Annotated in this window: 25 protein-coding genes; 12 read left to right on the top strand and 13 right to left on the bottom strand. The window is 71.4% G+C overall.

The window, feature by feature from the left end; genetic code table 11:
- Nucleotides 1-59 precede the first annotated feature (59 nt).
- The gene (locus ACIG5F_RS44295; protein WP_396526258.1) at nt 60-797 is read right to left on the bottom strand and encodes a DUF4097 family beta strand repeat-containing protein; all 738 of its coding nucleotides are present in this window, start codon (nt 795-797) and stop codon (nt 60-62) included.
- 102 nt (nt 798-899) lie between these two features.
- Nucleotides 900-2360, bottom strand: a complete 1461-nt coding sequence (locus ACIG5F_RS44300) for an aldehyde dehydrogenase family protein (RefSeq protein ID WP_396526259.1) — start codon at nt 2358-2360, stop codon at nt 900-902.
- Nucleotides 2361-2474: 114 nt separating this feature from the next.
- Here ACIG5F_RS44300 and ACIG5F_RS44305 point away from each other — a divergent pair, with 114 nt between their 5' ends.
- From ACIG5F_RS44305 to aspS, 3 genes are all read left to right on the top strand, one after another.
- Nucleotides 2475-2927, top strand: coding sequence for a MarR family winged helix-turn-helix transcriptional regulator (locus ACIG5F_RS44305; RefSeq protein ID WP_396526260.1), 453 nt, complete (start codon nt 2475-2477; stop codon nt 2925-2927).
- Nucleotides 2928-2984: 57 nt separating this feature from the next.
- The gene (locus ACIG5F_RS44310; protein ID WP_396526261.1) at nt 2985-4550 is read left to right on the top strand and encodes a flavin monoamine oxidase family protein; all 1566 of its coding nucleotides are present in this window, start codon (nt 2985-2987) and stop codon (nt 4548-4550) included.
- A gap of 283 nt (nt 4551-4833) precedes the next feature.
- Nucleotides 4834-6096 (top strand): aspartate--tRNA(Asn) ligase, encoded by a 1263-nt coding sequence (aspS, locus tag ACIG5F_RS44315; RefSeq protein WP_396526262.1) that lies wholly within the window; start codon nt 4834-4836, stop codon nt 6094-6096.
- 4 nt (nt 6097-6100) lie between these two features.
- Here the strand turns inward: aspS and ACIG5F_RS44320 are convergent, their stop codons facing one another.
- Both ACIG5F_RS44320 and ACIG5F_RS44325 read right to left on the bottom strand, forming a co-directional pair.
- A complete protein-coding gene (locus ACIG5F_RS44320) occupies nt 6101-7735 on the bottom strand; it encodes a flavin monoamine oxidase family protein (RefSeq protein ID WP_396526263.1) in 1635 nt (544 codons plus the stop codon).
- A gap of 54 nt (nt 7736-7789) precedes the next feature.
- A complete protein-coding gene (locus tag ACIG5F_RS44325) occupies nt 7790-8674 on the bottom strand; it encodes a LysR family transcriptional regulator (RefSeq protein WP_396526264.1) in 885 nt (294 codons plus the stop codon).
- 58 nt (nt 8675-8732) lie between these two features.
- Between ACIG5F_RS44325 and ACIG5F_RS44330 the strand changes: the two genes are divergently transcribed.
- Both ACIG5F_RS44330 and ACIG5F_RS44335 read left to right on the top strand, forming a co-directional pair.
- A complete protein-coding gene (locus tag ACIG5F_RS44330; protein ID WP_396526265.1) occupies nt 8733-9536 on the top strand; it encodes an NAD(P)-dependent oxidoreductase in 804 nt (267 codons plus the stop codon).
- A 13-nt stretch (nt 9537-9549) separates the two neighbouring features.
- On the top strand, nt 9550-10335 hold the full coding sequence (locus ACIG5F_RS44335) for a response regulator transcription factor (RefSeq protein ID WP_396526266.1): 786 nt from the start codon (nt 9550-9552) through the stop codon (nt 10333-10335).
- On the opposite strand, the gene ACIG5F_RS44340 is transcribed toward ACIG5F_RS44335, so the two are convergent.
- From ACIG5F_RS44340 to ACIG5F_RS44360, 5 genes are all read right to left on the bottom strand, one after another.
- Complete coding sequence (locus tag ACIG5F_RS44340; protein WP_396526267.1) at nt 10330-11115, bottom strand: sugar phosphate isomerase/epimerase family protein; 786 nt, start codon at nt 11113-11115, stop codon at nt 10330-10332. The two genes, ACIG5F_RS44335 and ACIG5F_RS44340, sit on opposite strands and share 6 nt — an antisense overlap.
- Nucleotides 11116-11252: 137 nt before the next feature.
- A complete protein-coding gene (locus tag ACIG5F_RS44345; RefSeq protein ID WP_396526268.1) occupies nt 11253-12251 on the bottom strand; it encodes a GNAT family N-acetyltransferase in 999 nt (332 codons plus the stop codon).
- The gene (locus ACIG5F_RS44350; protein WP_396526269.1) at nt 12248-13201 is read right to left on the bottom strand and encodes a GNAT family N-acetyltransferase; all 954 of its coding nucleotides are present in this window, start codon (nt 13199-13201) and stop codon (nt 12248-12250) included. The genes ACIG5F_RS44345 and ACIG5F_RS44350 overlap by 4 nt, the downstream gene beginning before the upstream one ends.
- Nucleotides 13198-14178: a GNAT family N-acetyltransferase gene (locus ACIG5F_RS44355; RefSeq protein ID WP_396526270.1), complete on the bottom strand. Its 981-nt coding sequence runs from the start codon at nt 14176-14178 to the stop codon at nt 13198-13200. Before ACIG5F_RS44355 ends, ACIG5F_RS44350 begins: the two co-directional genes overlap by 4 nt.
- A gap of 32 nt (nt 14179-14210) precedes the next feature.
- Nucleotides 14211-14744, bottom strand: coding sequence for a GNAT family N-acetyltransferase (locus ACIG5F_RS44360; RefSeq protein ID WP_396526271.1), 534 nt, complete (start codon nt 14742-14744; stop codon nt 14211-14213).
- A gap of 52 nt (nt 14745-14796) precedes the next feature.
- Between ACIG5F_RS44360 and ACIG5F_RS44365 the strand changes: the two genes are divergently transcribed.
- Nucleotides 14797-16353: a CocE/NonD family hydrolase gene (locus ACIG5F_RS44365; RefSeq protein WP_396526272.1), complete on the top strand. Its 1557-nt coding sequence runs from the start codon at nt 14797-14799 to the stop codon at nt 16351-16353.
- A gap of 31 nt (nt 16354-16384) precedes the next feature.
- Here the strand turns inward: ACIG5F_RS44365 and ACIG5F_RS44370 are convergent, their stop codons facing one another.
- Both ACIG5F_RS44370 and ACIG5F_RS44375 read right to left on the bottom strand, forming a co-directional pair.
- A complete protein-coding gene (locus tag ACIG5F_RS44370; protein WP_396526273.1) occupies nt 16385-16975 on the bottom strand; it encodes a nitroreductase family protein in 591 nt (196 codons plus the stop codon).
- 10 nt (nt 16976-16985) lie between these two features.
- On the bottom strand, nt 16986-17699 hold the full coding sequence (locus ACIG5F_RS44375) for a class I SAM-dependent methyltransferase (protein WP_396526274.1): 714 nt from the start codon (nt 17697-17699) through the stop codon (nt 16986-16988).
- A gap of 206 nt (nt 17700-17905) precedes the next feature.
- Between ACIG5F_RS44375 and ACIG5F_RS44380 the strand changes: the two genes are divergently transcribed.
- The 3 genes from ACIG5F_RS44380 to ACIG5F_RS44390 all read left to right on the top strand — a co-directional run bounded on the left by ACIG5F_RS44380 (nt 17906) and on the right by ACIG5F_RS44390 (nt 20638).
- The gene (locus tag ACIG5F_RS44380) at nt 17906-18070 is read left to right on the top strand and encodes a hypothetical protein (protein WP_396526275.1); all 165 of its coding nucleotides are present in this window, start codon (nt 17906-17908) and stop codon (nt 18068-18070) included.
- Nucleotides 18071-18140: 70 nt separating this feature from the next.
- Nucleotides 18141-18590 (top strand): (2Fe-2S)-binding protein, encoded by a 450-nt coding sequence (locus tag ACIG5F_RS44385; protein ID WP_396526276.1) that lies wholly within the window; start codon nt 18141-18143, stop codon nt 18588-18590.
- Nucleotides 18587-20638, top strand: coding sequence for a molybdopterin cofactor-binding domain-containing protein (locus tag ACIG5F_RS44390; RefSeq protein ID WP_396526277.1), 2052 nt, complete (start codon nt 18587-18589; stop codon nt 20636-20638). Before ACIG5F_RS44385 ends, ACIG5F_RS44390 begins: the two co-directional genes overlap by 4 nt.
- A 19-nt stretch (nt 20639-20657) precedes the next feature.
- Here the strand turns inward: ACIG5F_RS44390 and ACIG5F_RS44395 are convergent, their stop codons facing one another.
- Nucleotides 20658-21665, bottom strand: coding sequence for a LacI family DNA-binding transcriptional regulator (locus ACIG5F_RS44395; protein WP_396526278.1), 1008 nt, complete (start codon nt 21663-21665; stop codon nt 20658-20660).
- 342 nt (nt 21666-22007) lie between these two features.
- Here ACIG5F_RS44395 and ACIG5F_RS44400 point away from each other — a divergent pair, with 342 nt between their 5' ends.
- The gene (locus tag ACIG5F_RS44400) at nt 22008-23102 is read left to right on the top strand and encodes an FAD-dependent oxidoreductase (protein WP_396526279.1); all 1095 of its coding nucleotides are present in this window, start codon (nt 22008-22010) and stop codon (nt 23100-23102) included.
- Between the two features lie 15 nt (nt 23103-23117).
- Here ACIG5F_RS44400 and ACIG5F_RS44405 read toward each other — a convergent pair whose 3' ends face one another.
- Nucleotides 23118-23279: a hypothetical protein gene (locus ACIG5F_RS44405; protein WP_396526280.1), complete on the bottom strand. Its 162-nt coding sequence runs from the start codon at nt 23277-23279 to the stop codon at nt 23118-23120.
- A gap of 318 nt (nt 23280-23597) precedes the next feature.
- On the opposite strand from ACIG5F_RS44405, the gene ACIG5F_RS44410 reads away from it, so the two are divergent.
- Nucleotides 23598-23774, top strand: a complete 177-nt coding sequence (locus ACIG5F_RS44410; protein ID WP_396526281.1) for a hypothetical protein — start codon at nt 23598-23600, stop codon at nt 23772-23774.
- A gap of 135 nt (nt 23775-23909) precedes the next feature.
- Nucleotides 23910-24659, top strand: a complete 750-nt coding sequence (locus ACIG5F_RS44415) for a helix-turn-helix domain-containing protein (RefSeq protein ID WP_396526282.1) — start codon at nt 23910-23912, stop codon at nt 24657-24659.
- Nucleotides 24660-24768: the final 109 nt, after the last annotated feature.

A 24768-nucleotide genomic window follows, 5' to 3' on the forward strand; every position in this document is an offset into this window, starting at 1 on the left:
CCAGGAAAGGCCCGATACTGGCGCAGTGAAAGGGACTTTCCTGGCGTTTTTCGGGGCGGTCAGGCGGGGTCGACGCGGATGGAGCCGTTGTCGGTGCTCAGGGTGAGGCTGTGCTTGCCGGCCGGGTCATTGGCGATGCGGATCTTGCGGTCGCCGTTGTGGGTGTCGGTGGAGACCCGGTAGCCGTCGTCCGGCACCGCCAGGCGGATCTGGCCGTTGGTGGTGCGGGCGGTGACGTCGACGGCCTCGGCCAGCGTGAGCTCGATGCCGCCGTTGGTGGTGTCGGCCTGGATTACGCCGCCCCGCAGGCCGCTGCCGCTGACCTTGCCGTTGGTGGTGTGGGCCTTCACGGCGCCGGTGACGTCGCTGAGCTCGACCTCGCCGGAGGTGGTGCCGACGTCGACGGCCCCGACCTTGGCCAGGGTGACGTCGCCGGCGGTGGTCTGGCCGGTGATGGGCAGCCCGGCCGGGGCGGTGACCTGGTAGTCGATGGAGCAGTTGGAGCCGCAGTCGCCGGCCAAGGTCAGCACGCCGCCATCGACGTGGAAGGTGTCGACCGAGGGGGCGGATCCGTCGCGGTACTTGATGGTCCGCACCACGGTGGTCTTGGTCAGCCCGGCCTGGCCCTGGACGCTCACGTCGCCGGCGTGGTTGTCCAGCTTGATCGACGTGACGGGCTGGTCGAACGTCTTGGTGTCGCTGATCGACTGCGGCGGCAGCAGGTTGCTGAAGTTGGCGCAGCCGCCGGCGGCCAGGCCCGCCGCCGCCACTAGAACGCCGATCCCCCAGTTGCGCATTCGTCACTCCCCCGTGCGATATCTGACGCCACCGCACGTTATCGGGCCCCGCGGGGCCCCGCATCGGGAATGCCCCTGAGTCGGCCAGTAAGGGATCGTCGATCAGTAGGGGAACTGGTTGTGCTGCCCGGCCACGGTGACCCACCGGGTCGCGGTGAACGCCTCCACCCCCCAACGCCCGCCGAACCGGCCGTAGCCGCTGGACTTGACGCCGCCGAACGGCACCTGCGGCTCGTCGTCCACGGTCTGGTTGTTGACGTGCACGATCCCGGTGCGCAGCCGCCGGGCCACGTTCAGGCCGCGCCGGGCGTCCTCGGTGATCACGCCGGCGGTCAGGCCGTAGTCGGTGTTGTTGGCGATCTCCAGCGCCTGCTCGTCGTCGTCCACGGTGGTCACGGTGACGGCCGGGCCGAAGATCTCCTCGGTGAAGACGCGCATGTCCGGGGTGACGTCGGCGAGCACGGTCGCCGGGTAGTTGGCCCCGTCGGCCGCGCCGCCGCCGGCCCGCACCGAGGCGCCGGCGGCGGCCGCCTCGGCCACCAGCTCGGCCACCCGCCGCGCGGACTCGGCGGTGATCAGCGGCCCGATCACGGTGCCGGGATCGGTCGGGTCGCCGTGCGGCAGGCCGGCCGCCTTGGCCGCCAACTTCTCGGTGAACTCGGCGGCGATCGACCGGTGCACCAGCACGCGGTCGGTGGACATGCAGATCTGGCCGGCGTTGTTGAACGCGCCGAAGTTGGCGGCGCCGACGGCGTAGTCGACGTCGGCGTCGTCCAGCACCAGCAGCGCGTTCTTGCCGCCGAGTTCGAGCACCGCGGGCTTGATGTGCTCGGCGGCGGTGGTGCCGATGATGCGGCCGACCCGGGTGGAGCCGGTGAAGTTGACCGCCCGGACCCGCCTGTCGGAGATCAGGGTGCGGGCCACGTCGGCGGCGTCGGCCGGCGCGTTGGTGACGACGTTGAGCACGCCGGCGGGCAGGCCGGCCTCGCGCAGGATGTCGGCGATGAACAGGCCGCAGGCGATGGGGGCGTCCTCGCTGGGCTTGACCACCACGGTGTTGCCGACCGCGAGCGGCACGGCCAGCGCGCGGGCGCCGAGAATGAGCGGTGCGTTCCATGGCGCGAAGGCCGCCACCACGCCGAGCGGCTCCCGCAGCGCAAGGGACAGCTGCCCCTCGGTCTCGGTGGACAGCACCTCGCCGACCGGCTGCCCGATCGCGGCGGCCGCGTCGCGCAGGATGCCGGCGGCCAGGCCGACGTTGAAGTGGGCCCAGCCGGCGACGCCGCCGACCTCCTCGGCCATCAGCGCCACGCCCTGCTCGGCCTTGGCCTCCATCAGGTCCGCGGCCTTGAGGAAGATCCGGCGGCGGGCCGCCGGGGAGGTCGCCGACCAGGCCGGGAACGCCTGCTGGGCCGCGTCGACCGCGCGCGTGACATCGGCCGCGCCGCCGGCGGCCACCACCGCGTACACCTCGCCGGTGTACGGGTTGAGATCCTCTGTCGTGCGGCCGTCCAGCGCCGGGACGTCCTCGCCGCCGATGACCAGGTCTCGCTTGATCGTCACAACCCACTCCACTGTGTTCGCTGTGCGCACGACTATTCGCGATACGCACACCAGTCTGCGCCTGCTTACGGTCAGCGTCAAGCCGGGTAACGTTTGAATTCGTACTATGTGGTCATGTGGCTCGATCACCGGGAACTGACCGCCTGGAAACAGTTCCTGCTCACCGGGGCCGTGCTCAACCGGCTCCTGGACCAGCAGCTCAAGCAGGACTCGGGGCTCTCGCACCCGCAGTTCGAGGTGCTGGCCCGGCTGGCCGAGGCCCCCGATGGCCGGCTGCGCATGACCGAGCTGGCGGGCGTGGCGGTGACGTCCAAGAGCGGCCTGACCTACCAGGTCGGCCAGCTGGCCAAGGCCGGTCTGGTGGAGCGGCAGGGCTGCCCGACCGACGAGCGCGGCATCGTGGCGGTGCTGACCGAGGCCGGCTGGCAGAAGCTGCGGGAGGCCGCGCCCGGCCATGCCGCGATGGTGCGGGAGCTGTTCGTGGACGGGATGAGCCGCGAGCAGTTCGACGCGCTGGCCGACGGTGTCGCCGCGCTCCACGAGAACTTGCACGATCGGGCGGTCTGACCGGCATTTTACCGGCCTGTCACCGGAAAAGCCCCCGACCGGTGGCAGCCTCGCGCCATGAGAGGGATCTCAAGGCGCGACTTCCTGTCCGCGGTCGGGATGGCCGGCGGCGCCGGCACGATGTTCGCCACGATGGGCGCGCTCGGCCTCGCGCCGACCGCCATGGGCACGCCGAACTTCCAACCGCCGCAACCGTCCGACTTCCGACTGACCGGCCGCGCGGCGGCCAAGGTGGTCGTCCTCGGCGGCGGCATCGCCGGCCTGACCACGGCGTACGAACTGGGCAAGGCCGGCTACGACTGCACGGTCCTGGAGGCCAGGGACATCGCCGGCGGCCGCAACTTCACGGTCCGCGGCGGCACCAGGCAGACCGACCTCGACGGCCACACCCAGGTCGGCCGGTTCTCCGACGGCCAGTACATGAACGCCGGCCCGGCCCGGATCGCCCAGTGGATGGTGACCCTGGACTACTGCCGCGAGCTCGGCGTCCCGATCGAGCCGTTCGCCAACCAGAACGCCAACGCGCTGCTCTACAACGACGGCATGGCCGAGCCGGTGCGGTTCCGCACGGCCAAGGCCGATGTCTACGGCTACGTCGGCGAACTGCTGTCCAAGGCCACCAACCAGGGCGCGCTGGACGACCGGCTGACCGCCGACGACAAGGAGCGGCTGCTGGCGTTCCTGTCCAACTGGGGCGGACTCCAGCCCGACCGGAGCTACACCGGCTCGCCCCGCCGCGGCTTCTCGGTCGATCCCGGGGCCGCCGACCAGGCCGGCACCCCGCTCGGCCCGCCGCCGGCGCTGTCGGAGGTGTTCGCCAGCGGCGTGGGCCTGTACTTCTCCTTCGAGTTCGAGTACGACTTCGCGGTGCAGATGTTCCAGCCGGTCGGCGGCATGGACCGGATCCCGGCCGCGCTGGTGCGGGCGATCGGGGCGGACCGGGTCCGGACCGGCAGCGTCGTCACCGGGATCACCAACCGGGACGACGGCGTCTCCGTGACGTACACCAGGAACGGCCGGCCGCAGCGGATCGACGCCGACTACTGCGTCAGCGCGATGCCGCCGCACCTCACGGCCAGGATCCCGCACAACCTCGGGGCCAACGTCCAGTCGGCGCTGGCCGCCTTCACCGCCGACCCGGTCGGCAAGATCGGCATCGAGCACCGCAGCCGCTGGTGGGAGGCCGAGCACCGGATCTACGGCGGCATCACCCGAACCGACCTGGACATCGTCCAGATCTGGTATCCGTCCAACGGTTTCCACGGCGATCGGGGCGTGCTGATCGGCTACTACAACACCGGCCCGAGCGCCATCGCCTACGGCCAGCTGACGCCCCGGGAGCGGGAGGCCCGCGCGGTGGCGCAGGGCGTGAAGATCCACGGCGAGAGGTACCGGACCGAGCTGGCCAGCTCGTTCTCCGTGGCCTGGCACCGAACCCCGTACCTGGAGGGCGGCTGGGCCATCAAGTACGGTTCGCCCGAGTACACGCTGCTCAACCAGCCGCAGGGCCGGGTGTACTTCGCCGGGGACTGGCTGACCTACCTGGTGAGCTGGCAGGCCGGCGCGTTCGACTCGGCCCGCCGGGTCGTGACCGAGCTGCACGAGCGCGTGCTGAAATCCTGAGGCACCCGCGGCGCCCGGCCGGTTATGCTGGCGCGCAACACGTTGACGGAGACAAGTAGCCTGGATCGACGCGGGTCGGAGAGAGCCGCCGGCAGCTGCGAAGGCGGCCTCGCGTTCCCACGGTGAAGACACTCCCGAGTGCGGGGAGGCAATGCCCCGCCGGCCGGCCCCCGTCACCGGGCCACAGCGAGGTCCCCGCGCGCGGGGACGAAAGTGCGGTGGCACCGCGAGTTTCCCTTCTCGCCCGCACTCCCAAGGGGTCGACTCGACCACAGGAGTGGCGATGATCGCCCGAGTGCTGGCCGCGGAACTTCCCGCCCACATCGGCGAACGCGTGCGCGTCGCCGGCTGGGTGCACCGCGGCCGTGAGCTGAAATCCGTGACGTTCCTGGTCCTGCGGGACCGGTCGGGGCTGACCCAGGTCGTCCTGTCCGGGCCAGCGCCGGCCGAGGAGACGGTCGTCGAGGTGACCGGCCTGGTCACCGCCAACCCGAAGGCCCCGGGCGGGGCCGAGCTGACCGAGCCGGCGCTGACCGTGCTCGGCGAAGCCGTTGTGCCGCCGCCCTTCGACCTGTACCGACCCACGGTGCCGGCCACACTGCCGACCATTTTGGACAGTGCCCCGGTCGCGTTGCGGCATCCGGCGCTGCGGGCGCGGTTCGAGATCTCGGCGGCCTCGGTCGCCGGGTTCCGGGCCGCGCTGGACGGCATCGGCGCCACCGAGATCCACACGCCGAAGATCGTCGGCTCGGCCACCGAGTCCGGCGCGAACGTCTTCGGCATCGACTACTTTGGGCGCAGGGCTTTCCTGGCCCAGTCGCCGCAGTTCTTCAAGCAGGCCATGGTCGGCGTGTTCGAGCGGGTGTACGAGGTCGGGCCGGTGTTCCGGGCCGAGCCCCACGACACCGCCCGGCATCTGGCCCAGTACACCAGTCTCGACGCCGAGATCGGCTTCATCTCCGACCATCGGGACGTGATGGCCGTGCTGCGGCACGCCATCGCCGGCATGCTGTCGGCCGCCGCGGCCCGCGAGTCGGCGGTGGCGCTGCTGGGCGCGACGCTGCCGCAGGCGCCGGCGGAGATCCCGTCGATCCACTTCGCCGAGGCGCAGAAGCTGTTGGGCGGCAAGGACGAGGTCGACCTGGCCCCGGCCGACGAGCGCTTCCTGTCGGAGTGGGCGTTGCGGGAGCACGGCTCGGAGTTCCTGTTCGTGACCGGATATCCGATGGCCAAGCGCCCGTTCTACACCCACCCCGAACCCGGGAACCCTCTGTACAGCAACAGTTTCGACCTGTTGTTCCGGGGGCTGGAGCTGGTCACCGGCGGCCAGCGCCTGCACCGGCACGCCGACTACCTTGCCGCGCTGGACCAACGCGGCGAGTCACCGGAGGCGTACCGGAGCTATCTGGAGGTGTTCGCGCACGGAATGCCGCCGCACGGCGGCTTCGCGATCGGTCTGGAACGCTGGACGGCCCGGCTGCTGGGGGTGGCCAACATCCGGCAGACCACGCTGTTCCCCCGAGACCTGCACCGGTTGACACCCTAACGCCTCACAGCAGGGAAAGCAGTTCGGCGGCGGCGCGGGCGCCCGATTCCGCGCCGCCGTTCATGTAGCCCTGGGAGTCGACGGAGGTGTGCTCGCCGGCGATGTGCACGTTGCCCTGGCGGGTGCCTTCGTAGCCGGCGTAGCGGTGGCAGTAGTCGACCGGGTAGCAGCTGTAGGCCCCGTAGGTGTAGGGGTTCTTGTGCCACGCCGCCAAGGTGGCCTTGCTCGCGTACGCGCTGCCAATCCCGGGAACCACTGCGCCGAACTGGGCCAGTTTCGTCCGCACGGCGGCCCGCACGTACGCCGACGAGGCGCTGGAGAACGGCGTCGACGGCTGGAAGTCCAGCGCCCCGCTGCCGCCGCCGTACTGGATGGCGATGCCCTGCCGCCCCGGCTGCCCGGTGGTCGCGTCCCACACCTGCTGATATCCGGTGTCAGCAAAGCTGATCCCGTTGGCGACGCCCGGCCACGGGCCGCGGCCGACCCAGGGCCGGGAGGTGAACTGCATGTGCAGCTTGGTGCAGAAACCCATCTGCAGCGTGGAAATCGCGCCACGCATGCGCGGGTCGAAGCCGGCCCGGGTGAGGTCGAGGCGTTGGAGCACGCCCAGCGGCACGGTGAGGATGGTGTGGTCGACACGGACGGCGCCGGTGTCGAAGTGCAGGGTCTGCGTGCCGTCTCCGTTGCGCACCAAGGCCTCCAGCCGATGCCCGTGCTGCACGGCGCCGGACGGCAGGGCAGCGGCGATGGCTTCCGGCAGGGTCTGGTTGCCGCCGGTGATGTGGTAGCGCTCGTCGGACGCGCCCCAGATCGACGGCTCGTCCAGGTCCTCCTGGTCGATCATCATGTAGGCCAGGTTGATCGCCGTCTGCTGGCCGGTGTCGCGGCCGTACTCGACCACGTAGGCGTCGTCGAGGAAGCGGCCGAACCAGGTCGAGTAGCCGCCGGGCACCCGGGTGGAGATCCACTCCTGCACGCTCATCCGGCTCAGCGCCACACCTTCCGGCGTCGAGGCGTCCCAGGTGGGCATGTCCTCGCCGGCCTTGGCGATGTCGTCCTGCAACGCCTTGTAGACCGGTTGGAACTCGGCCACGAACTCGGCGTGCGAACGGTAGCGGCCCTCGTAGAACAGCACGTCCTGGCTGCCGGCCGGTTCGGCCGCGTGCACGTCGGTGAGGCCGATGCCGAACCTCTTGCACAGGTCCTGGATCACGGTGTGGTCGGTGTCGATCAGTTCGCCGCCGTACTCGGTGACCTGGCCGCCGTTCCAGTAGTCACGCTCGGAGAACATCCGCCCGCCGACGCGGTCGTTGGCCTCGTAGACGGTGCAGCGCACGCCGGCGTCGGCCAGTGCGAGCGCCGCGTTGAGGCCGGCGATGCCGGCCCCGATGACAGCAATCCGCGCCTTGGTTGCGACCTGCGGGACCGCGGCCGCCTTCGGTGCGCGTAACACGCTGGCCGCGCCGAGCACGGCAGCGGTCGCGCCGAAGATCTTGAGCACGTCTCGGCGACCCAGTGTGCCGGCGGCCCTGGCCGCCCTCGCCTCGTGGAACTCGGCCACCGGAAGGCCCAGCCGCGCGGCGGCGGCGTGGTCGGCGGCGACTCGTCGCAGGAACCGGAACATCTCCGTACGCGGCATGCCGGGAGCAAACACCAACTGAATCAGTACTGTCAACGAATTCTTGCAACGAAATCAGTCGTTAACGATGCCCAGGAACGCGCGAGTCGCAGGAGACAGCGTGACCCCGGCCGGGGTCGCGGCGTGCACGGCCCGCACCGGCACCTCGTCGGGATGCAGCCGGACCACGGTGATGTCCGGCCGCACCGACTCGGCCGCGATGGCCGGGATCAGCGTGATACCCACGCCCGCCGCGACCAGGCCCTGCTTGGCCAGCCAGTCCCGGGCCACGAAGCCGATCCGGGGCTGGAAGCCGTGCTCCAGACACGAGCTGATCAGCGTCTCCTCGGGCCGGTCGCTGCCGGCGATCCACTGCTCCTCGGCCAGGTCGGCCAGCCGCACCCGGCGCCTGCGGGCCAGCCGGTGCCCGGCCGGCAGCGCCACCGACATCGGGTCGTCGCAGATTTTGCGCAGGTCGAGGCCGTCGAACGGGCCGTCGCCGGACAGGATCGCCACGTCCAGCTCGCCGGCCCGCAAGCGTTTGGCGAGGCCCGGGGTGTAGCCCTCGGTCAAGGTCACGGCCACCGCCGGGTAGGCCGCCTGGAAGGCGGCGATGGCCTTGGGCACCAGGGAGACGTCGGCCGTGGCGAAGCCCCCGACCCGGAGCCGGCCGGTCGCCAGCTCCCGCAGGTCGGCCAGCTCGCGGCGGGCCGCCTCCAGCCGGTCCAGCACCGCCTCGGCGTGCAGGAGCAGCCGCCGCCCGGGCTCGGTCGGCCGCACGCCGCGCGGCAGCCGGTCGAACAGGGGCGTGCCGGCCTCGTCCTCCAGGGCGGAGATCTGGCGGGAGATCGCCGACTGGGTGTAGCCGAGGCGGTTGCCGGCCGCGGTGAACGAGCCGAGCCGCGCGACCTCGACGAACACCCGCAGCAGGCCGCTGGACAACTCATGCGCGTCAGGCATGCCGTCCATGCTAGACATTCGCTGGTGGCATCGCTGACGCGCTCGTAGCGTCGGGGCCATGGAAAAGATCGCGTTTCTGGGCCTGGGGTCGATGGGCCGGCCGATGGCCCGCCGCCTGCTGGCCGCCGGTCACGAGCTGACGGTGTGGAACCGGACCGCCGCGAAGGCGGACTTGCTGGCGCAAGACGGGGCCAAGGTCGCCCTCACCCCGGCCGAGGCGGTGCGTGACGCCGACGTCGTGATCACGATGCTGGCCGATCCGGAGGCCGGGCACGCCGTCGTCGACGCCATGGCCCCGGCGCTGCGGCCCGGCACGCACCTGATCGACATGTCCTCCATCGGCCCCCGGGCCTTCGCCGAGGTCGCGGCCAAGCTGCCGGCCGGCGTCACCGCGATCGACGCCCCGGTGCTGGGCAGCGTCGACCGGGCCGCCACCGGCCAGCTGGTGCTGTTCGTCGGCGGCGATCCCGGGCCCGTGCAGGCAATCCTCGACCAGTTCGGCCGGGTCACCCGCTGCGGCGGGCCGGGCGCGGGCTCGGCGTTGAAGATCGTCGTCATCACGTCGGTGATCGTTGGCGTGACGGCCGTGGCCGAGGCCGTGAAGCTCGCCGACACCTATGGCCTGCCCGAGGATCTGGTCCGCGCCGCCCTGGCCAACAGCCCGGTCGGCGGCGTCACGGCGCGGGCCTTCGCCGAGGGCGTGCACTACCCGATTCGCTTGGCGGCCAAGGATGTCGCGCTGGCCATGGCGTCCACCGAGCTGCCGCTGGCCGACGCCGTGCACGCGCAGCTGACCCGGCTGGCCGATTCCGAGCAGGACTTGGGCAAGGTGGTGGAGCAGCTACGCCGCGTCGCCGTGTAGCGTCCCCGGTGACATGGCGGAGCTGGCGTCGCGCGACTACGAGCGCATGCTCGACCTGGCGGCCACGGTGCTGGACAGTCGCAACGTGGACCGGGCGTGGACACTCGTCGCCGACGAATTGATCCGATCATTGCACGGCACCACGTGTGTGCTGTCGCGCAGCCATCGGTTCGTGCGCAACGTGATCGTGCTGGACGAGGTCGAGGTGTGGACGCCGTGGTACTGCGGCGTGCTGCCACCCGAGGCCGAGGAGCAGGGCCGCATGCCGCTGCACCCGCTGGTCCAGCACTACGCCCTGACCGGCGACGCCGAGCCGCGCACCGTCAGCGACCTGCTCGACGACCGGACCTGGCGGTCCACCGAGACGTTCGGCGCGCTGCGCGAGACCTCCGGCGTCACCCGGCACATCGCGCTGCCCCTGCACGACCTGTCCGGCGCCAACCGGGGTTTTGTGCTCGGCCGGCCCGGCCTGGACTTCACCGACCGGGAACGGGCGTTCGTGCGCAGGCTGCAACCCCTGCTGCGCCGGCTCGACGGGCACGTGCGGCAGCTGAAACGCTGGCAGGACAAGGCATCCCACGGTTTCGACCGGGCCGCCGAGCTCAAGCTGACCAACCGCGAGATCACCGTGCTGTCGCTGCTGGCCGCCGGCCTGACCGCCGGCGGCATCGCCAACCGGCTCGGCGCGTCGCCGCGGACCGTGCACAAGCACCTGGAGAACATCTACCGCAAGCTGGGCACCTCGGACCGGCTCACCACCGTGCTGCGGGCCCAGCGCTGCGGGATTCTCCCGTCATAGCAAGGAGATCCCGGTCTCCTCGGCGATGCGCCGCAGCGCCGCCACGCTGTCGCGCGTCGCCTGCGCGGTGCCGCCCTCGGGGGCCGAGTGGTGGGTCTCGATCGACAGGTAGCCGTCGTAGCCGGCGTCCTCCAGGCTGCGCAGCTGGCCGGCCCAGCCGACGATGCCCGCGCCCGGCCGCACCCAGCCCTGGCCGCGCTGGTAGTCCTTGACGTGCACGTGGGCCACCGCGTCGGCCACCTTGCCCTGGTTGACCGGATCCGGCTCGGCGTCCCGGAACCGGGCCTCGTTGGCCGGGTCCCAGACCACTCCCAGCAGGCCCGGGGCCATCTTGCCGAGCAGCTCGTCCGCCTCGTCGACGGTGGCCACCATGCAGGCCTCGTCGATCTCCAGCAGCAGCCGGAACCCGGCCGCCCGCACCTGGTTGGCCGCCGCCGACAGCACGTCGGCCAGCCACGGCAGGTACCACTCGCGGTCGTCCACCCGCAGGCCCGAGAACACCCGGATCGACTGCGCGCCGACCAGGTCGGCGATCTCAAGGCCCCGGTCCAGGTGCTCCCAGATGGCCTTGGTCGCCTTGAGGAAGGGGGTGTCCACCACCGGGCAGCTGAACCCCTTCAGAGCGGCTTGGAACTCGCGGAGCCGCCGCTGCTCGTGGTGCACGACGTTGCGGCCGCCGACGCTGCGCAGCTCGACCGCCTCCAGCCCCAGCGCCTCGCACTCGCGCAGCGCCGTGTCGAGATCGGGGGCGATCTCGTCGGTGATGACGGACAACCGCATGGCGCTTCCACTCCACGATCGGCAGGGTTACCCCGTGGAGTACCAGCTCTGCGCCACCCGACGCAACGGCTACCGGCCGTAACGGTCCACCCCGGCCACGCCTGAGGTGCCATATGGTCGGAAAACCGGTGCGGAGGCTACAGCGGCAGGCTCACCACGCTGGAGCGCCGAGCGATCTCGAACCCGAGCCGGCAATTCACCTCGATCATGTGCGTGTTGTCCGATCCAGTGCTCGTCCACACCTCCCGCAGCCCCTCGTTGTCGGCGGTGAACCAGCGCAGCATGGCCGCCTTCATCGCGACGCCCAGCCCGTGGCCACGGTGGTCGGCGAGCACCGCCGTCGCCCCCTGGAAGAGTCGCTCCGGATTCTGCGGCCGCTGCTCCAGCTCGGTGACGCCGGCCGCCTCACCCTCGGCATTCACCGCGAGAATGCTGCGACGCTCGATGCCGTGCTCGGCGTAGTCCGCCTCCAGCTGACGCACCCGCTCCACCGACCAGTCCGAGAGCGTGACGCCGGAATCACCGCTCGTGGCATCGGCCAAACCGCCCAGAGCAGCCACATACGGCTCAAGGACGTCGTCCGGCGCCGTGTCGGTCCAGCTGACCAGCCGGTACCCCTCGGGCACCGCGACATCCCACAGTCCAGGATCCACCTCGGCGAACGTCAGGACCTGGAGCACCGTGGTGTGCACGACCCGAAAACCCAGGCTCTTCGTCCAGTGGTCACCGGCGCCGTCCGCAGTGATGTCCCAGCCTTGGACCTCGGTGCGCCCAGCCTCCCGAAGCGTCGGCACGACACCCCGCAGCAGCTGCGTCCCGATGCCCTGCCGGCGCAGGTCCGGTCGCACCAGGACCTGGACAATGGCGACGCGTTTGCCGCCCTCGTCCAGCATGTAGACCGACACCGTGCCGGCCAGCCGACCGTCGAGGCGGGCGAACCACATCAGCCGATCGCCGAGGATCAGCTGCGGCGCGGCCAGCCGTGACACGGTCTCCGATCTGGTCGGCGTCGGCATTTCCGGGATGTCCACGCGATACACCGCGCAGCGCAGCTCGTGGTACTCGTCGATCTCCGCCTCGGTGGCCCGCCGGCCGTCGAACGGCCGCACGTCCAGCGTCGTCTCCCCCAGAGTCACAGCTCCCGTTTTACCGCACTGGACCGGAGGACGGTCCGGAATCCGAGGCGGTGGTTGACCTCGGCCATGTGCACGTTGGTGGCGCCGGTGGAGGTCCAGACCTCGCGCGCGGCGGGGCGGTCGGGGACGAACCAGCGCAGCATGGCGGCCTTCATGGCCAGGCCCAGGCCGTGGCCGCGGTGGGCGGCCAGGACGGCGGTGTCGCCCTGGAACAGCCGCGCCGGGTTCAGCGGGCGGAGCTCCAGCTCGGTGAGACCGACGACCTCGCCGGCGGAGTCGACCGCCACCACGGTCCGGCACTCGACGCCGCGCTCGGCCTGCTCGGCCTCGATCCGGCGGACCCGGTCCACCGTCCAGTCGGGCGTGGCGAAACCATGCGGGGCATCGCCGATGGCGGTGCGGGCCTGCGCGTAGGACTCGACGAGGTGCTCGGGCGCGTCACCGCTCCAGTGAACTAGCCGGTACAGTTCAGGCACGGCGACCTCCCAGCGCCCACGGTCCACGTCGTCGAGGTCGAGGATCTGGTTGATGGCGGTGTGCACGACGCGGAAACCCCGCGCCCGGGTCCAGTGACCACCAGCGCCATCCTCGGTGACGTGAGTCCCTTCGATCACGGTGCGCCCACGCGCGCGCAGCATCGGCTCGACGATGCCGAGCAGCTTCGTGGCGACCCCACGCCGACGACAATCCGGGTGCACCACGATGTTCACGATGCCCACGTGATCGTTGCCGTCGACCGGCAGGTAGCAGGTCGAGACGCCGGCGAGCCGCCCGTCGAGGCGCGCCCGCCACATCAGCCGCTCCCCGAGCTGCGCTGATGGCGTGCCCAGCTGGGAAACGGTCGCTGCCCGGGTCGGCGGCGACAGTTCCGGATAGTCCATCCGGTACACCGCGCAGCGCAGCTCGTGGTACTCGTCGATCTCGGCGTCGAAGGGACGGATGTCGATCACAGGCCCGCCAGCTCCCGGTTGACCACGGAGTACCGCCGGACGGTGGCGAAGCCCAGGCGGTGGTTGACGTCGGCCATGTACTGGTTGGCGACGGCGGTGGAGGTCCAGACCCGGCGCAGGCCGGCCTTGTCGGCGGTGATCCAGCGAAGCATGGCGGCCTTCATGGCCTGGCCGAGGCCCCGGCCGCGGTGGGCGGCGAGGACAGCGGTGTCACGCTGGGCGGCGAGTTCGGGGCGTAAGGGCTGGAGGTCGAGCTCGGTGACGCCGACCACCTCGCCCGGATCGGACACGGCGACGACGACGCGGCGTTCGACGCCGTGCTGGCGGTAGCTGGCCTCCACGCGCCGGATCCGCTCGACGGTCCAGGAGGGGACCCGGAAAGCGGACTGCCCGGGCGGGGCGTCGCCGATGGCGTGCCGGGCGCGGGCGTACGACTCGACGAGGGTCTCGGGGGCGCGCCCGATCCAGCGTTCGAGCCGGTAGCCGGCCGGCGGCTCGACGTCCCAGATGGCCGGGTCGACCTCGGACAACTCCAGGGTCTGCAAGACGGATGTGTTGACAGTGCGGAAGCCCTGTGCGGCAACGAAGCGGGCGCCCGGGGAGTTGGACTCGATCTGGGAGACCTCGACGACCGTCCGGCCTCGGTCCCGCAGGGCGACGGCCCCGGCGCGCAGGAGCCGTGAGCCGATGCCCTGCCGCCGGTCCGAGGGATGCACGACGATGCGGGCGAAGGCGAGGTGCTCGTTGCCGTCGACCGGCAGCTGGGCGCTGAGGCAGCCGGCCAGCCGACCGGCCACGCGGGCCGTCCACAGCAGGTGTTCGCCCAGGTCGACGTCGGGATCGCGGAGCCGGGCCAGCACGGCCTCCCGGGTCGGCGGCGGCGAGTGCGGGTAGTCGACCAGGCTCGCGGCCCGCTGCAACTCGTGGTACTCGTCGACATCGGCCCGCCGGCCGTCGACCAACCGCACATCCAGCACCGACCCACTATGGCCCGTCGACCCGGCCCCGGTCAGGCGAATTCCGGTTCGACGATCCATGTGTCCAGCCGCAGCGACCGCCCCTTGGACTCGACTTCGATCGGCGCGGCCCCGCTGAGCCGGGCCCCGAGCGCCCGGGCCACGGCCACGCTCGCGTGGTTCTCGGCCTCGATCTCCAGCAGCACATGCGGCAGCCCGACCGTGCGCAACGCGAACTCGATGATCACCTGCATGGACCGCACGGCCAGCCCCTGCCGCCGATGCGCCTTGCCGACCACGTAGCCGGCGATGCACAGCGCCGGCCGCAGGAACACCATGCCCAGCGGCACATCCTCGCCCGGTCGGGTGATGGCCAGGTGCAGCCGGTTCTCCTCGGCCCGGGTCCGCCGCATGACGGCCAGGTAGTCGCGGGCCGCGGCCAGGTCGAACGGCGACACGATGGGCGTGCGCAGCGCCACATCGGGATCGTCGAACAACTCGATCATCACCGGCAGGTCGGCGTCGGTGAAATCCCGCAGCAGCAGGCCGTTCCCGCTGAGGACCAGCGGCGAGGCGAACGGGTTCATGCGATCACAATGCCAGAGACACCCGATCGTCATCATCCGTACGATCCGGGTCATGCGCCACCTCATGGACACCGACGTGCCGGTCCCGACCCGGGACGGCGTCACGCTGGCCACCAACATCTGGCGGCCGGCCGACGGGCGCCCGGCGCCGGTGCTGCTGTTGCGCACCCCGTACGGCAAGGACGACGTGGGCAGCTACGGCGGCAACCGGCCCAACCTGTTCGCCCTGCTGGAGTCCGGCTACGCGGTGGTGATCCAGTGCTGCCGCGGCACGGCCCGGTCCGGCGGTGTGCACGTGCCGCACGAGACGGAGGCCGCCGACAGCGCCGACACCATCGCCTGGCTGCGCGAACAGCCTTGGTGCGATGGCAACATCGGCGGCTTCGGCGCGTCCTACCAGGGCGCGGTGCAGTGGCAGTCGGCGGAGTTGTCGCAGGCCATCGCCCCCACCTTCGCCACCGCCGATTTCTACCGTGCCCCTTGGTATTCCCCCGGCGGCGCGATGTCCCTGCACACCGTGCTGACGTGGATCACCGCGAACGCCGCCGGCGAGGCCATGAGGGCCGGCGCGGTCGGCGACCTGCCGGAGATCATGCGGCAGCGGTTCGACGCCCTGCCGACCAGGGACCACCCGGTGCTGGCCAAGCATTTCCCTTGGCTGGACACGGTTTTCTCGCACCCCGACCGCGATCACTACTGGCAGCAGCTGGCTCCCGCGGCCAAGGCCCCCGCGCTGAGCGTCGGCGGCTGGTACGACATCTTCATCGACGAGACCGTCCGCGGCCACAACGAGAAGCTGGTCATCGGGCCGTGGACGCACCTGAGCACCGACTACCGCTCGGCCGGCCTCACCGAGGCGCACCTGCGGTTCTTCGACCAGTGGCTGCGGGGCAAGCCCGACGACTCGGCCCCGGTGCGGATCTTCGTGATGGGCATCGACCAGTGGCGCGACGAGGCCGCCTGGCCGCTGCCCGACACCCGTCGCATGGACTACTTCCTCGGTGACGGCACACTTTCCGGCGCCGCGCCGACCTCCGGCTCGACGACCTACCGCTACGACCCGCTCGACCCCGTGCCCACCGTCGGCGGCAACACCCTCGCCGCCGACGCCGGCCCGCGCGACCAGCGGCCGGTCGAGGCCCGCCCCGACGTGCTCTGCTTCACCGGCCCGCCGCTGGCCGATCCCTTGGAGGTCACCGGACACGTGTCGCTGACGCTGTTCGTGTCCAGCTCCGCCGTCGACACCGACTTCATGGGCACGCTCGTCGACGTGCACCCCGACGGCACTGCCCTGAACCTGTGCGGGGGCATGCTGCGCGCCCGCTACCGCCACTCCCTCTCCGCCCCGGAACTCCTGACGCCCGGCCGGGTCTACGAGCTCACCCTGGACCTTTCGGTGACCTCCACCGTCTTCCGCCCCGGCCACCGCATCCGGCTGGACGTCACCAGCAGCAGCTTCCCCCGCTACGACCGCAACCCCAACACCGGCGGGGTGGTGGCCTCCGCCGGCAAGGAGAACGTCGTGGTGGCGGAGAACACCGTCCACTTCGGTCCGACCCGCCCCAGCCGCCTCTCCCTCCCGGTGATCGACCGCGACAACGCCCAGTAACCATATGTGGCGAAAAAGCGGAGGGAGGGGGTTAGCGCCAGGTAACCAGGCCGTCGAGGGGAATGCGCTTGGGGCGGTTGGTGAGGGTGGCGGGCACGCCGCGGTCGTTGTCGTCGGAGTAGCCGAGGGTCATGATCCCGGACAGGCCGACGTCGGCGGGGAGGCCGACGAGCTCGGCGAGGCCGTCGGCGTGCGGGCCGAAGAAGCCGGTGGCCAGGCCCTCGTTGGCGGCGGCCATCTGGAGCATCACCAGCAGGCTGCCGCTGTCGAACCACCAGTACGGCACGGGCCACACACCCTCCTCCCCGTCCTCGGTGACCTTGTCGGGCTGCTGGTAGCGCTCGTGGTAGGACGCCTCCCGCACACCGATGACGATCAACACCGGGGCGACGGAAACCCACGGTTTCATGCCGGATTCCACATAGGTGGGCTCGATGCGAGCGGCGACCTCGGCCCGGATGTCGGGGTCGGTGACGACGATGAGCCGGTGGCCCTGGCTGAAGCCGGCGCTGGGCGCGCGGTGCACGACCTGCACGATCCGGCGCACCACGTCCTCGGGCACCGGGTCGGGGCGGTAGCTGCGCACCATCCGGCGGGCGCGGAGCACATCGGCGAAGTCCACTGGTTTCTCCTCAGACGGTGGAACGGGCGGTCAACAACACCGAATGCTTGCTCACCCGAGTGGCGCCGGCGACCCCGGCGCGCAGGGCCGACAGCTCGTCCTCGGTGAGATCACGGTCGACGCAGCTGGCCAGGTAGGCCACGACCGGCTCGGCGGCCGGCACGCGCAGCTCGTCCTCGTAGCGAATCATGGTCACGTCGTCGAACTCGGCCGACAGCAGCTCGATCGCGTTCTCGGCGCGGAACGAGAGGTCCACGGCCTCGGGGAACGACATCGGCAGCCCGACCCGAACGGCGATCTCCCACAGCTCGGCCATGTGCCCGGCGCCGTTGGTGGTGGCGACCAGCCAGCCGCCGGGGCGCAGCACCCGCCGCAGCTCGGCGATGCCCCGAGCGGGATCGCCGACGTGGTAAAGCATGTGGCACGCGACGGCCCCGTCGAACGAGCCGGTGGCGAAGGGCAGGGCGTCGGCGCTGCACCGAGCGGTCGCGAATCCCTTGCCCCGCAACGTGGTGCACATCGCGGCGGAGAGATCCGTCGGCACCACCTGGAAATCCGGCTTGGACGGCCAGAGCGCCCCGGTGCCGGCCCCGACCTCCAGCACCCGCCGGCCGCTCGGCAGGCGGCCGCGAACCCAGTCGTGCCACGGCGTCGGGTTGGTGCCGTAGCGGTGCAGCTCGATGCGGGCGGAGAGCCTTCCGGTCGTGCGGTACTGGACGCTCACACCCCCACCTTGCCAGGTCACGATGGTCTACCGCCCGGCCTTTTCCGTCTTGACGGCCCGACAGCGACATTCTACTTTTGGACCGTCCAGCATTGGACTGTGAGGGGAGACGGGTTCATGAGCGAGACCGCCGCGCGCGCCGACGTCGAGGTAGCCGGCTGTTCCGGCACGCGACAGGCCTGTCGGGCCGGCTGACCCCGGGCGCGGTGATCAGCGACGCGATGGAGTTCATGACCGCGGTGACGGTGATGTTCGTGCTGTCGATCCCGGTGGCGTTCGTGACGAACTGGGCGTTGCTGTGCTGGGTGCTGCTGCCGGTGGTTCGGGCCGCCGTGCGCCTGGCGGGACGGCGGATCAACGCCGCTGCGTGAGCAATCGACGGCCGGCCGCGCTGCCGGATCTGGTGGACGGCTCGCCGGCGGGCGACTAGCGTTTCCGTGAGTGAGCGACGAGAGGTTCCGGCTGCTGGTCAACGGCGCCGAGGTGACGGTCGAGTGCGACCGCGACACTCCGCTGCTGTTCGCGCTGCGCAACCAGCTCGGCCTGAAGGGCACCCGGTTCGGCTGCGGCCAGGGGCTGTGCGGGGCGTGCAACGTGCTCGTCGACGGGCGGGTGATCCACTCCTGCGACACTCCACTGTGGTCGGTCGACGGCAAGGAAGTCGTGACGGTGGAAGGACTCGGCGACACACCCTTGCAGCGGGCCATGATCGACGAGCAGGCGGCCCAGTGCGGCTACTGCGTGTCCGGCGTGGTGATGACCGCGACCGCCTTGCTGGCCGAGAACTCCACGCCGGACGAGACCGAGGTCCGGGCGGCGCTGGACGACAACCTGTGCCGCTGCGGGGCGCACAACCGGATGGTGCGCGCCGTGTTGAAGGCCAGCCGGTGATCCCGCCCAACCTGGCCGCCAATCCCCGGCTCTCGCACTGGGTTTCCGTGCACGCCGACGGCACCGTCGACGTCCGCTGCGGCAAGGTCGAACTGGGACAAGGAGTGCTGACCGCGCTGGCCCAGATCGCCGCCGACGAACTGGACGTGGCCTACGAGCGGATCACCATGGTGCCGCTGACCACGGACTCCAGCCCGGACGAGGCGCTCACCGCCGGCAGCCGCTCCATCGAGGACTCCGGGGCGGCGCTGCGCCAGGTCGGGGCCGAGGTCCGGGCCCGCTTCCTCGACGCAGCCGCCGTCATCATGGGCGTTTCCACCGATCTGCTGTCGGTCGACGACGGCGTGATCAACGGCGCGATCACCTACTGGGACCTGGCCGACGACGTGGACCTGGACGTGGAGGCGACCGGATCCGTTGCCCCCAAACCGTTCTCGCAGCGCCGGGTGGTCGGCACGAGTCGCCCGAGGCTGGACATTCCCGACAAGGTGTACGGCCGGCCGCGGTTCATCCACGACGTGTCGCTGCCGGGCATGCTCTACGGCCGGGTCGTCCGACCGCCGTCGCGGGGCGCGACCCTGGCGTCGGTGACTCCGCTTGAGCTCGACGGCCTGGTGGAAGTGGTGCGGGACGGCGACTTCCTCGGCGTGCTCGCCACGCGCGAGGAAACCGCCGTGCGGGCGGCGGAACTGCTGCGCTGCGAGTGGGTCGAGCACGACAGCCTGCCCGATGTGGACGCTCTGCCGGAATTCCTGATGTCCCGCCACACCGAGGACGTCACCATCAGCGAACCGTCCACTTCGGACAATCACGTCACCACGATGAGCGCAGTGTACTCCCGGCCCTACCTGTCCCACGCGTCGATGGGGCCATCATGCGCACTGGCTCGCTGGGATGGCGACAAGCTGGAGTTGTGGTGCCACAGCCAAGGCGTCTACCACCTGCGGCGGGACATCTGCCGGGCGCTGGGCGTGGCGATCGACCAGGTCACCGTGCACCACGTCGAGGGCGCTGGCGCCTACGGGCACAACGGCGCCGATGACGCGGCGTTCGACGCGGTGCTGTTGGCCCGAGCGGTGAGCGGGCAGCCGGTGCAGGTGGTCTGGTCCCGGGCCGACGAGTTGGGCTGGGCCCCGTTCGGCGCGGCCATGGCCGTGCGCGTGGAGGCCGATCTCGACGCCGCCGGCGAGGTCGTCGCGTGGCGGCATGACCTCTACAGCAACGGACATGTCAGCCGCCCCGGCCTGTTCGAGGTGCCTTCGCTGCTCGGCAACCAGCTGCGGACCGGCGCCGCCCCGCCGGTGTCGATGGACCCACCCTACGCCGGCGGCGGCGGCTCCGAGCGCAATTCCGTGCCGCTGTACACGTTTCCGTCCAAGCACGTGGTCAAGCACCGCCTGCTGGAGATGCCGCTGCGCACCTCGTCCCTGCGCGCTTTGGGCGCCTACGCCAACGTCTTCGCGATCGAGTCCTTTGTGGACGAACTGGCCGGGCGGGCCGGGGCCGACCCGGTCGAGTACCGGCTACGGCATCTCGAGGACGAGCGGGCCCGAGCCGTGATCACCGCCGCGGCCGACGCCGCCGGCTGGGCCGATCGCGGCGAGGGCTGGGGTTTCGCCTTCGCCCGCTACAGCAACCACGGGGCCTACTGCGCCGTCGTCGCCGAGGTCGAGGCCGAGACCTCGGTGCTGGTCCGGCGGCTCACCCTCGCCGTCGACGCCGGGGCCGTGATCAGCCCCGACGGGCTGCGCAACCAGGTCGAGGGCGGGGCCGTGCAGGCCACCAGCTGGACGGTCAAGGAGCAGGTCCGGTTCGACCGGTCCCGGGTCACCAGCACCGACTGGGAGTCCTACCCGATCTTGCGCTTCTCCGAGGTGCCGGCGGTCGAGGTGGTCATCGTGGACCGTCCCGACCAGCCCAGCCTCGGCGCGGGCGAGACCGCGCAGGGCCCCACCGCCGCTGCCATCGCCAACGCCCTCCACTCCGTCCTGGGCATCCGCGTCCGCCACCTCCCCCTCACCCCCACCGCCATCATCGCCGCCATGTGACCCCCCGCGAGTAACGGGGCTAAGCGGGATTCGCGGGGGCTACGGAGGCGCGGTTGACCAGTTCTACGGGGAGGACGATGCGTTTGGGCGGGGAGGTGGGGTTGGCGATGCGCTCCAGCAGCAGCCGCGCCGCCTCGTAGCCGATGTCGTAGTGCGGGATGCGGACCGTGGTCAGCGGCGGTCTCTGCTTGTCCACGAAGGGCATGTCGTTGAAGCCGGTGACCGAGACGTCCTCGGGGCAGCGCAGCCCCAGCTCGGCCAGCGCCCGGTAGCAGCCCAGCGCGATCATGTCGTTGCCGGCGACGATCGCGGTGGCGGCGGCCCGGTCGGCCAGCAGGGCGAGGGTGGCGTCGTAGCCGGCCTGCTCGCTGTAGGCGTCGCAGAACTCGACGCGGGACGGCGACAGGCCGTGGGTGGACAGGCCGTCCAGCAGCGCCCGGTACCGCTCGACGCCGGTCGAGGTGTCCTGCGGCCCGGCCAGATGGGCGATCCGGGTGTGCCCCTGGCCGACGACCAGATCGACCAGGGCGTGCACGCCGGCCGCGCTGTCGGCGACCACGGAGGCGATGTCCCCGGCGTCGGTGCGCCGGTTGACCAGCACGACCGAGGCGTCCGGTCCCAGCGGCGCGCCGTCCCGCTTGCTGGTGGCCAGGATGAACCCAGCGAGCTGCTGGCCGCGCATGGTGGTCAGCAGGTCCCGCTCGCGCTCGGGGTCGCCGTCGGTGTTGCCGAGCAGCGCCAGGTAGCCGGCCTCCCGCAGCCCGTCCTCGACGCCGCGCACGATCGGCGGGAACACCGGGTTGCGCAGGTCGGGGATGACCACGCCGACCACCGACGACGTCCGTGTGCGCAGCGACCGCGCGGCCGAGTTGGGCGAGTAGCCCAGGGTCCGCGCCGCCTCCACGATCCGGGCCGCCGTCCGCGGGCTCACCTTGTCCCTGGTCTGCGGGTTCAGCGCGCGGCTCGCGGTCGCGGCGTGCACGCGGGCCAGTTCGGCGACGTCCTTGATGGTCGCGGGCTTGTCCATCGCGCCAGCATAGGGACTGGGGGTCGAGCATCCGCTCACTTGTCAGGACCGTGACCCGTGCCGGTCCACCCGATGCGGGGCGTGCCCATGACGTCCGCCACCGGACTGCAATCGTTCGCACCCGCAACGCTCCCAGGCCTGTCGTACATCAAGCCCATCGACACAACAGGGTGGTGCAATCGATTGCAGCGGGTAACCCGCACTTGCGCCCGGTGGCGCATAGTACCGCCACCGGGTTTTGCACTATGCAAAGATGAGGATTGGTCTAAACCTGGCGAAACGGATGAACCGAGCGGCGACACCGGATAGAACTGGGGACCGACGAATTCGACTGGAGGGTCGATGCGGGTGCTCGTGTGCGGCGCCGGGGTCGCCGGGCTGACCACCGCGTGGTGGTTGGACCGGCAGGGCTGGGAGGTGCTGCTGACCGAGCGGGACCAGCATCCCCGCGGCCCCGGGCACCTGCTGGACGTCGGCGGCGCCGGCTACGACGTGCTGGACCGGATGGGCCTGCTGCCGGCGCTGGCCCGGACCCGCCGGCCCATCCCCGCCATCGAGTACGTCGACGAGGACGGGGCCACCCTCGCCACCGTCAGCTACCTGGCCGCCGCCACCCTGCTGGACGGCCGGCTGCTCACGATCATGCGCGGCGACCTGGAGGCCGCGCTGGCCGCCGCCCTGCCCGACCGGGTGCGGCTCAGACGCGGGTCCGAGGTCGTCGGCGTCGAGGACGGGGACGGGCCGGTGCGGGTCACGCTGTCCGACGGCCGGGTCGAGGAAGTGGATCTCCTGGTCGGCGCGGACGGGCTGGAGTCCTCGGTGCGGCGGCTCGTCTTCGGGCCGGACCGGCTGTACGTGCGGGCGTTGGGCCAGCAGACCGGCGCCTTCGTGTTCACCGACGACGAGTTGGCGGCCCGCCTCGGGCCCAACCTCAAGGTGCTCAGCCTGGCCGACCGGCAGGCCGGCTTCAGCCGCACCTGCGACGGCCGGGTCGCCGCGTTTTTCGTGCACCGCGGCGACCGCTCCCCCGCCGATCCCATGGCCGAGCTGCGGCAGCGCTGCGCCGGCATGGGCTGGATCGTCGACCGGGCCCTGGGCCACTGCCCGACCGGGCTGGCGCACCACCCGGTGGCCCAGGTCGAACTGGCCGGCTGGCACGTCGGCCGGACCGTCCTGGTCGGCGACGCCGCCGCGGCCGGCTCCGCGCTGGCCGGGCACGGGGCCTCGGTGGCCGTGTTCGGCGGCTACCGGCTCGCCGAGTCGCTGCGCCGGGCCGTCGACCGGCGGGCCGGCGTGATCGCCTACCAGCAGGGCCTGATGCCGGCCGTCGACCTCGTGCAGCGGACCGGGCGGCGGGCGGCCGGCTGGGTCGCGCCCACCACCCGCTGGCAGATCACCATCCGGGACTCGGTGCCGGCCCTGGCCGGGCCGGCCTGAGCCGCCGCGGCACGATCACGTGCACGCCCGGGGAACACAGATCATGGGCTGCACGATGTGAGCGCCACTCGACTCCACTGTGGACGGCGACGCCGTGGCGACGCAGCACAGGCCTAGCGCGGCGGCGACACCCGCCAGCACAGCCACTGCCCAGGCCGAACGGATCATCTCGGTCATGTCCACTCCTAGGGTGATCGCTGCCGACGGGTTGTCGGCCGGGTCAGCGAAACAGGGACGGCACGGGCCGCACAGCGGGTGTTCCAGGGCTTGGAACACCGAGGCCGGGCCGCTCCCCCAGGACGGGAGCGCCTTCGTGTCAGTAGGTATCACGCACGCAGGGCAGCGGCCAGTCGAACGTCGCTTTTCGACAGCATTCCGACAGCCGTTCTAAGGGTCGGAACGCCCGACACACGGCCGGCCATTCCGCTGCTTTCATCATTCTCGCCGGGCCGTCGACACGATCGGCCCGCCATCCCAAACAAAGGAATGGTTCCCATGAGCATTCGCATCCGGGTCGCCGCGGCCGCGCTCGCCCTCGGCGCCCTCACCTCCGGCGCGATCGCGCTGACCAGCACCGCGACCGCCGGCGCGGCCCCGGCCAAGGCCACCGTCTCGACCTCGACCGCGACGTTCGCGCAGCCGAACATCTGCCGCGGGCGGCAGTGCATCTGATTCATTTCACCACTCGCGGGCCCGCGAGTGCCCGGGCATTTCCAGCGCCCGGCACTCGCGGGCCCTTTCACGTGCGCGGGGCGTATAGAGGTTCGGCCGAGGTTTCATTGAGACGGCTCCAGAACGCTGCTCCACATGCCCAGCTGCACCACCGTCGACATCAGCGAGACGACCGCCATCGACAAGGCGATGATCCTGTTCGATGTGCTGCAGGCCGCCGACGGCGCGGTCCGGCTGTCCGAGCTGAGCCGGCGCACCGGCCTGCCCAAGTCGACCACGCATCGCATGCTGGGCGCCCTGCTGACGGCCGGTCTGGTGGACCGGTTCGGCGTCGGCTACATCGCGGCCGAACGCCCGGCAGCGGCCGAGGACGACCGGCGCGACCGGCTGTTACGGCGGCTTGCCCCCTTTGTCGGCGACCTGTTCCTGCGGACCCGGATGACCTCCGCCCTCGCCGTGCTGACCGGCGCCGAGGTCACGTTCGCCCACGCGGTCTACAGCCACGATGACGTGCCGGATCCCCTCGCCGTGCCGGGGCGGCACAGTGCCTTCCGCTCGGTCGTCGGCCGGCTGCTGCTGGCCCAGGACCTGAAGAACGCCCGCGATGTCGCCCTGGCGGTGGGCATGACCGCCGACCAGCTCGACCAGCTCGACGGCGAACTGCTGCGGATCCGCGCCCGGGGATTGGCCATCAGCGAGTGCGACGGCGTCGCCTGGCTGGCCATGGTCCTGGCCACCGGCGGGAGCCAGCCGCGGGCGGCTCTCGTGCTCAGGGGTCGAGCGCCGCTGGAACGACCGGAGCAGACCGTGCACTGGCTGCGGGTCGTCGCCACCGCCGTGGCCAGGGCGGGATTGCACGAGGAACTTGCCGGCCTGTCCGACTAGGCGGCCGTAGAGGCAGGCCGACCCAAGCGTTTCCCCCCTGTCGACTTTCACCCGGCCCTGATCCCGGCCATGATGTGCCGGCGCGCTCGGCGTCCCGCCGAGTGCGTCG

It is taken from the genome of Kutzneria sp. NPDC052558, from assembly GCF_044547355.1.
Classification (GTDB): domain Bacteria; phylum Actinomycetota; class Actinomycetes; order Mycobacteriales; family Pseudonocardiaceae; genus Kutzneria.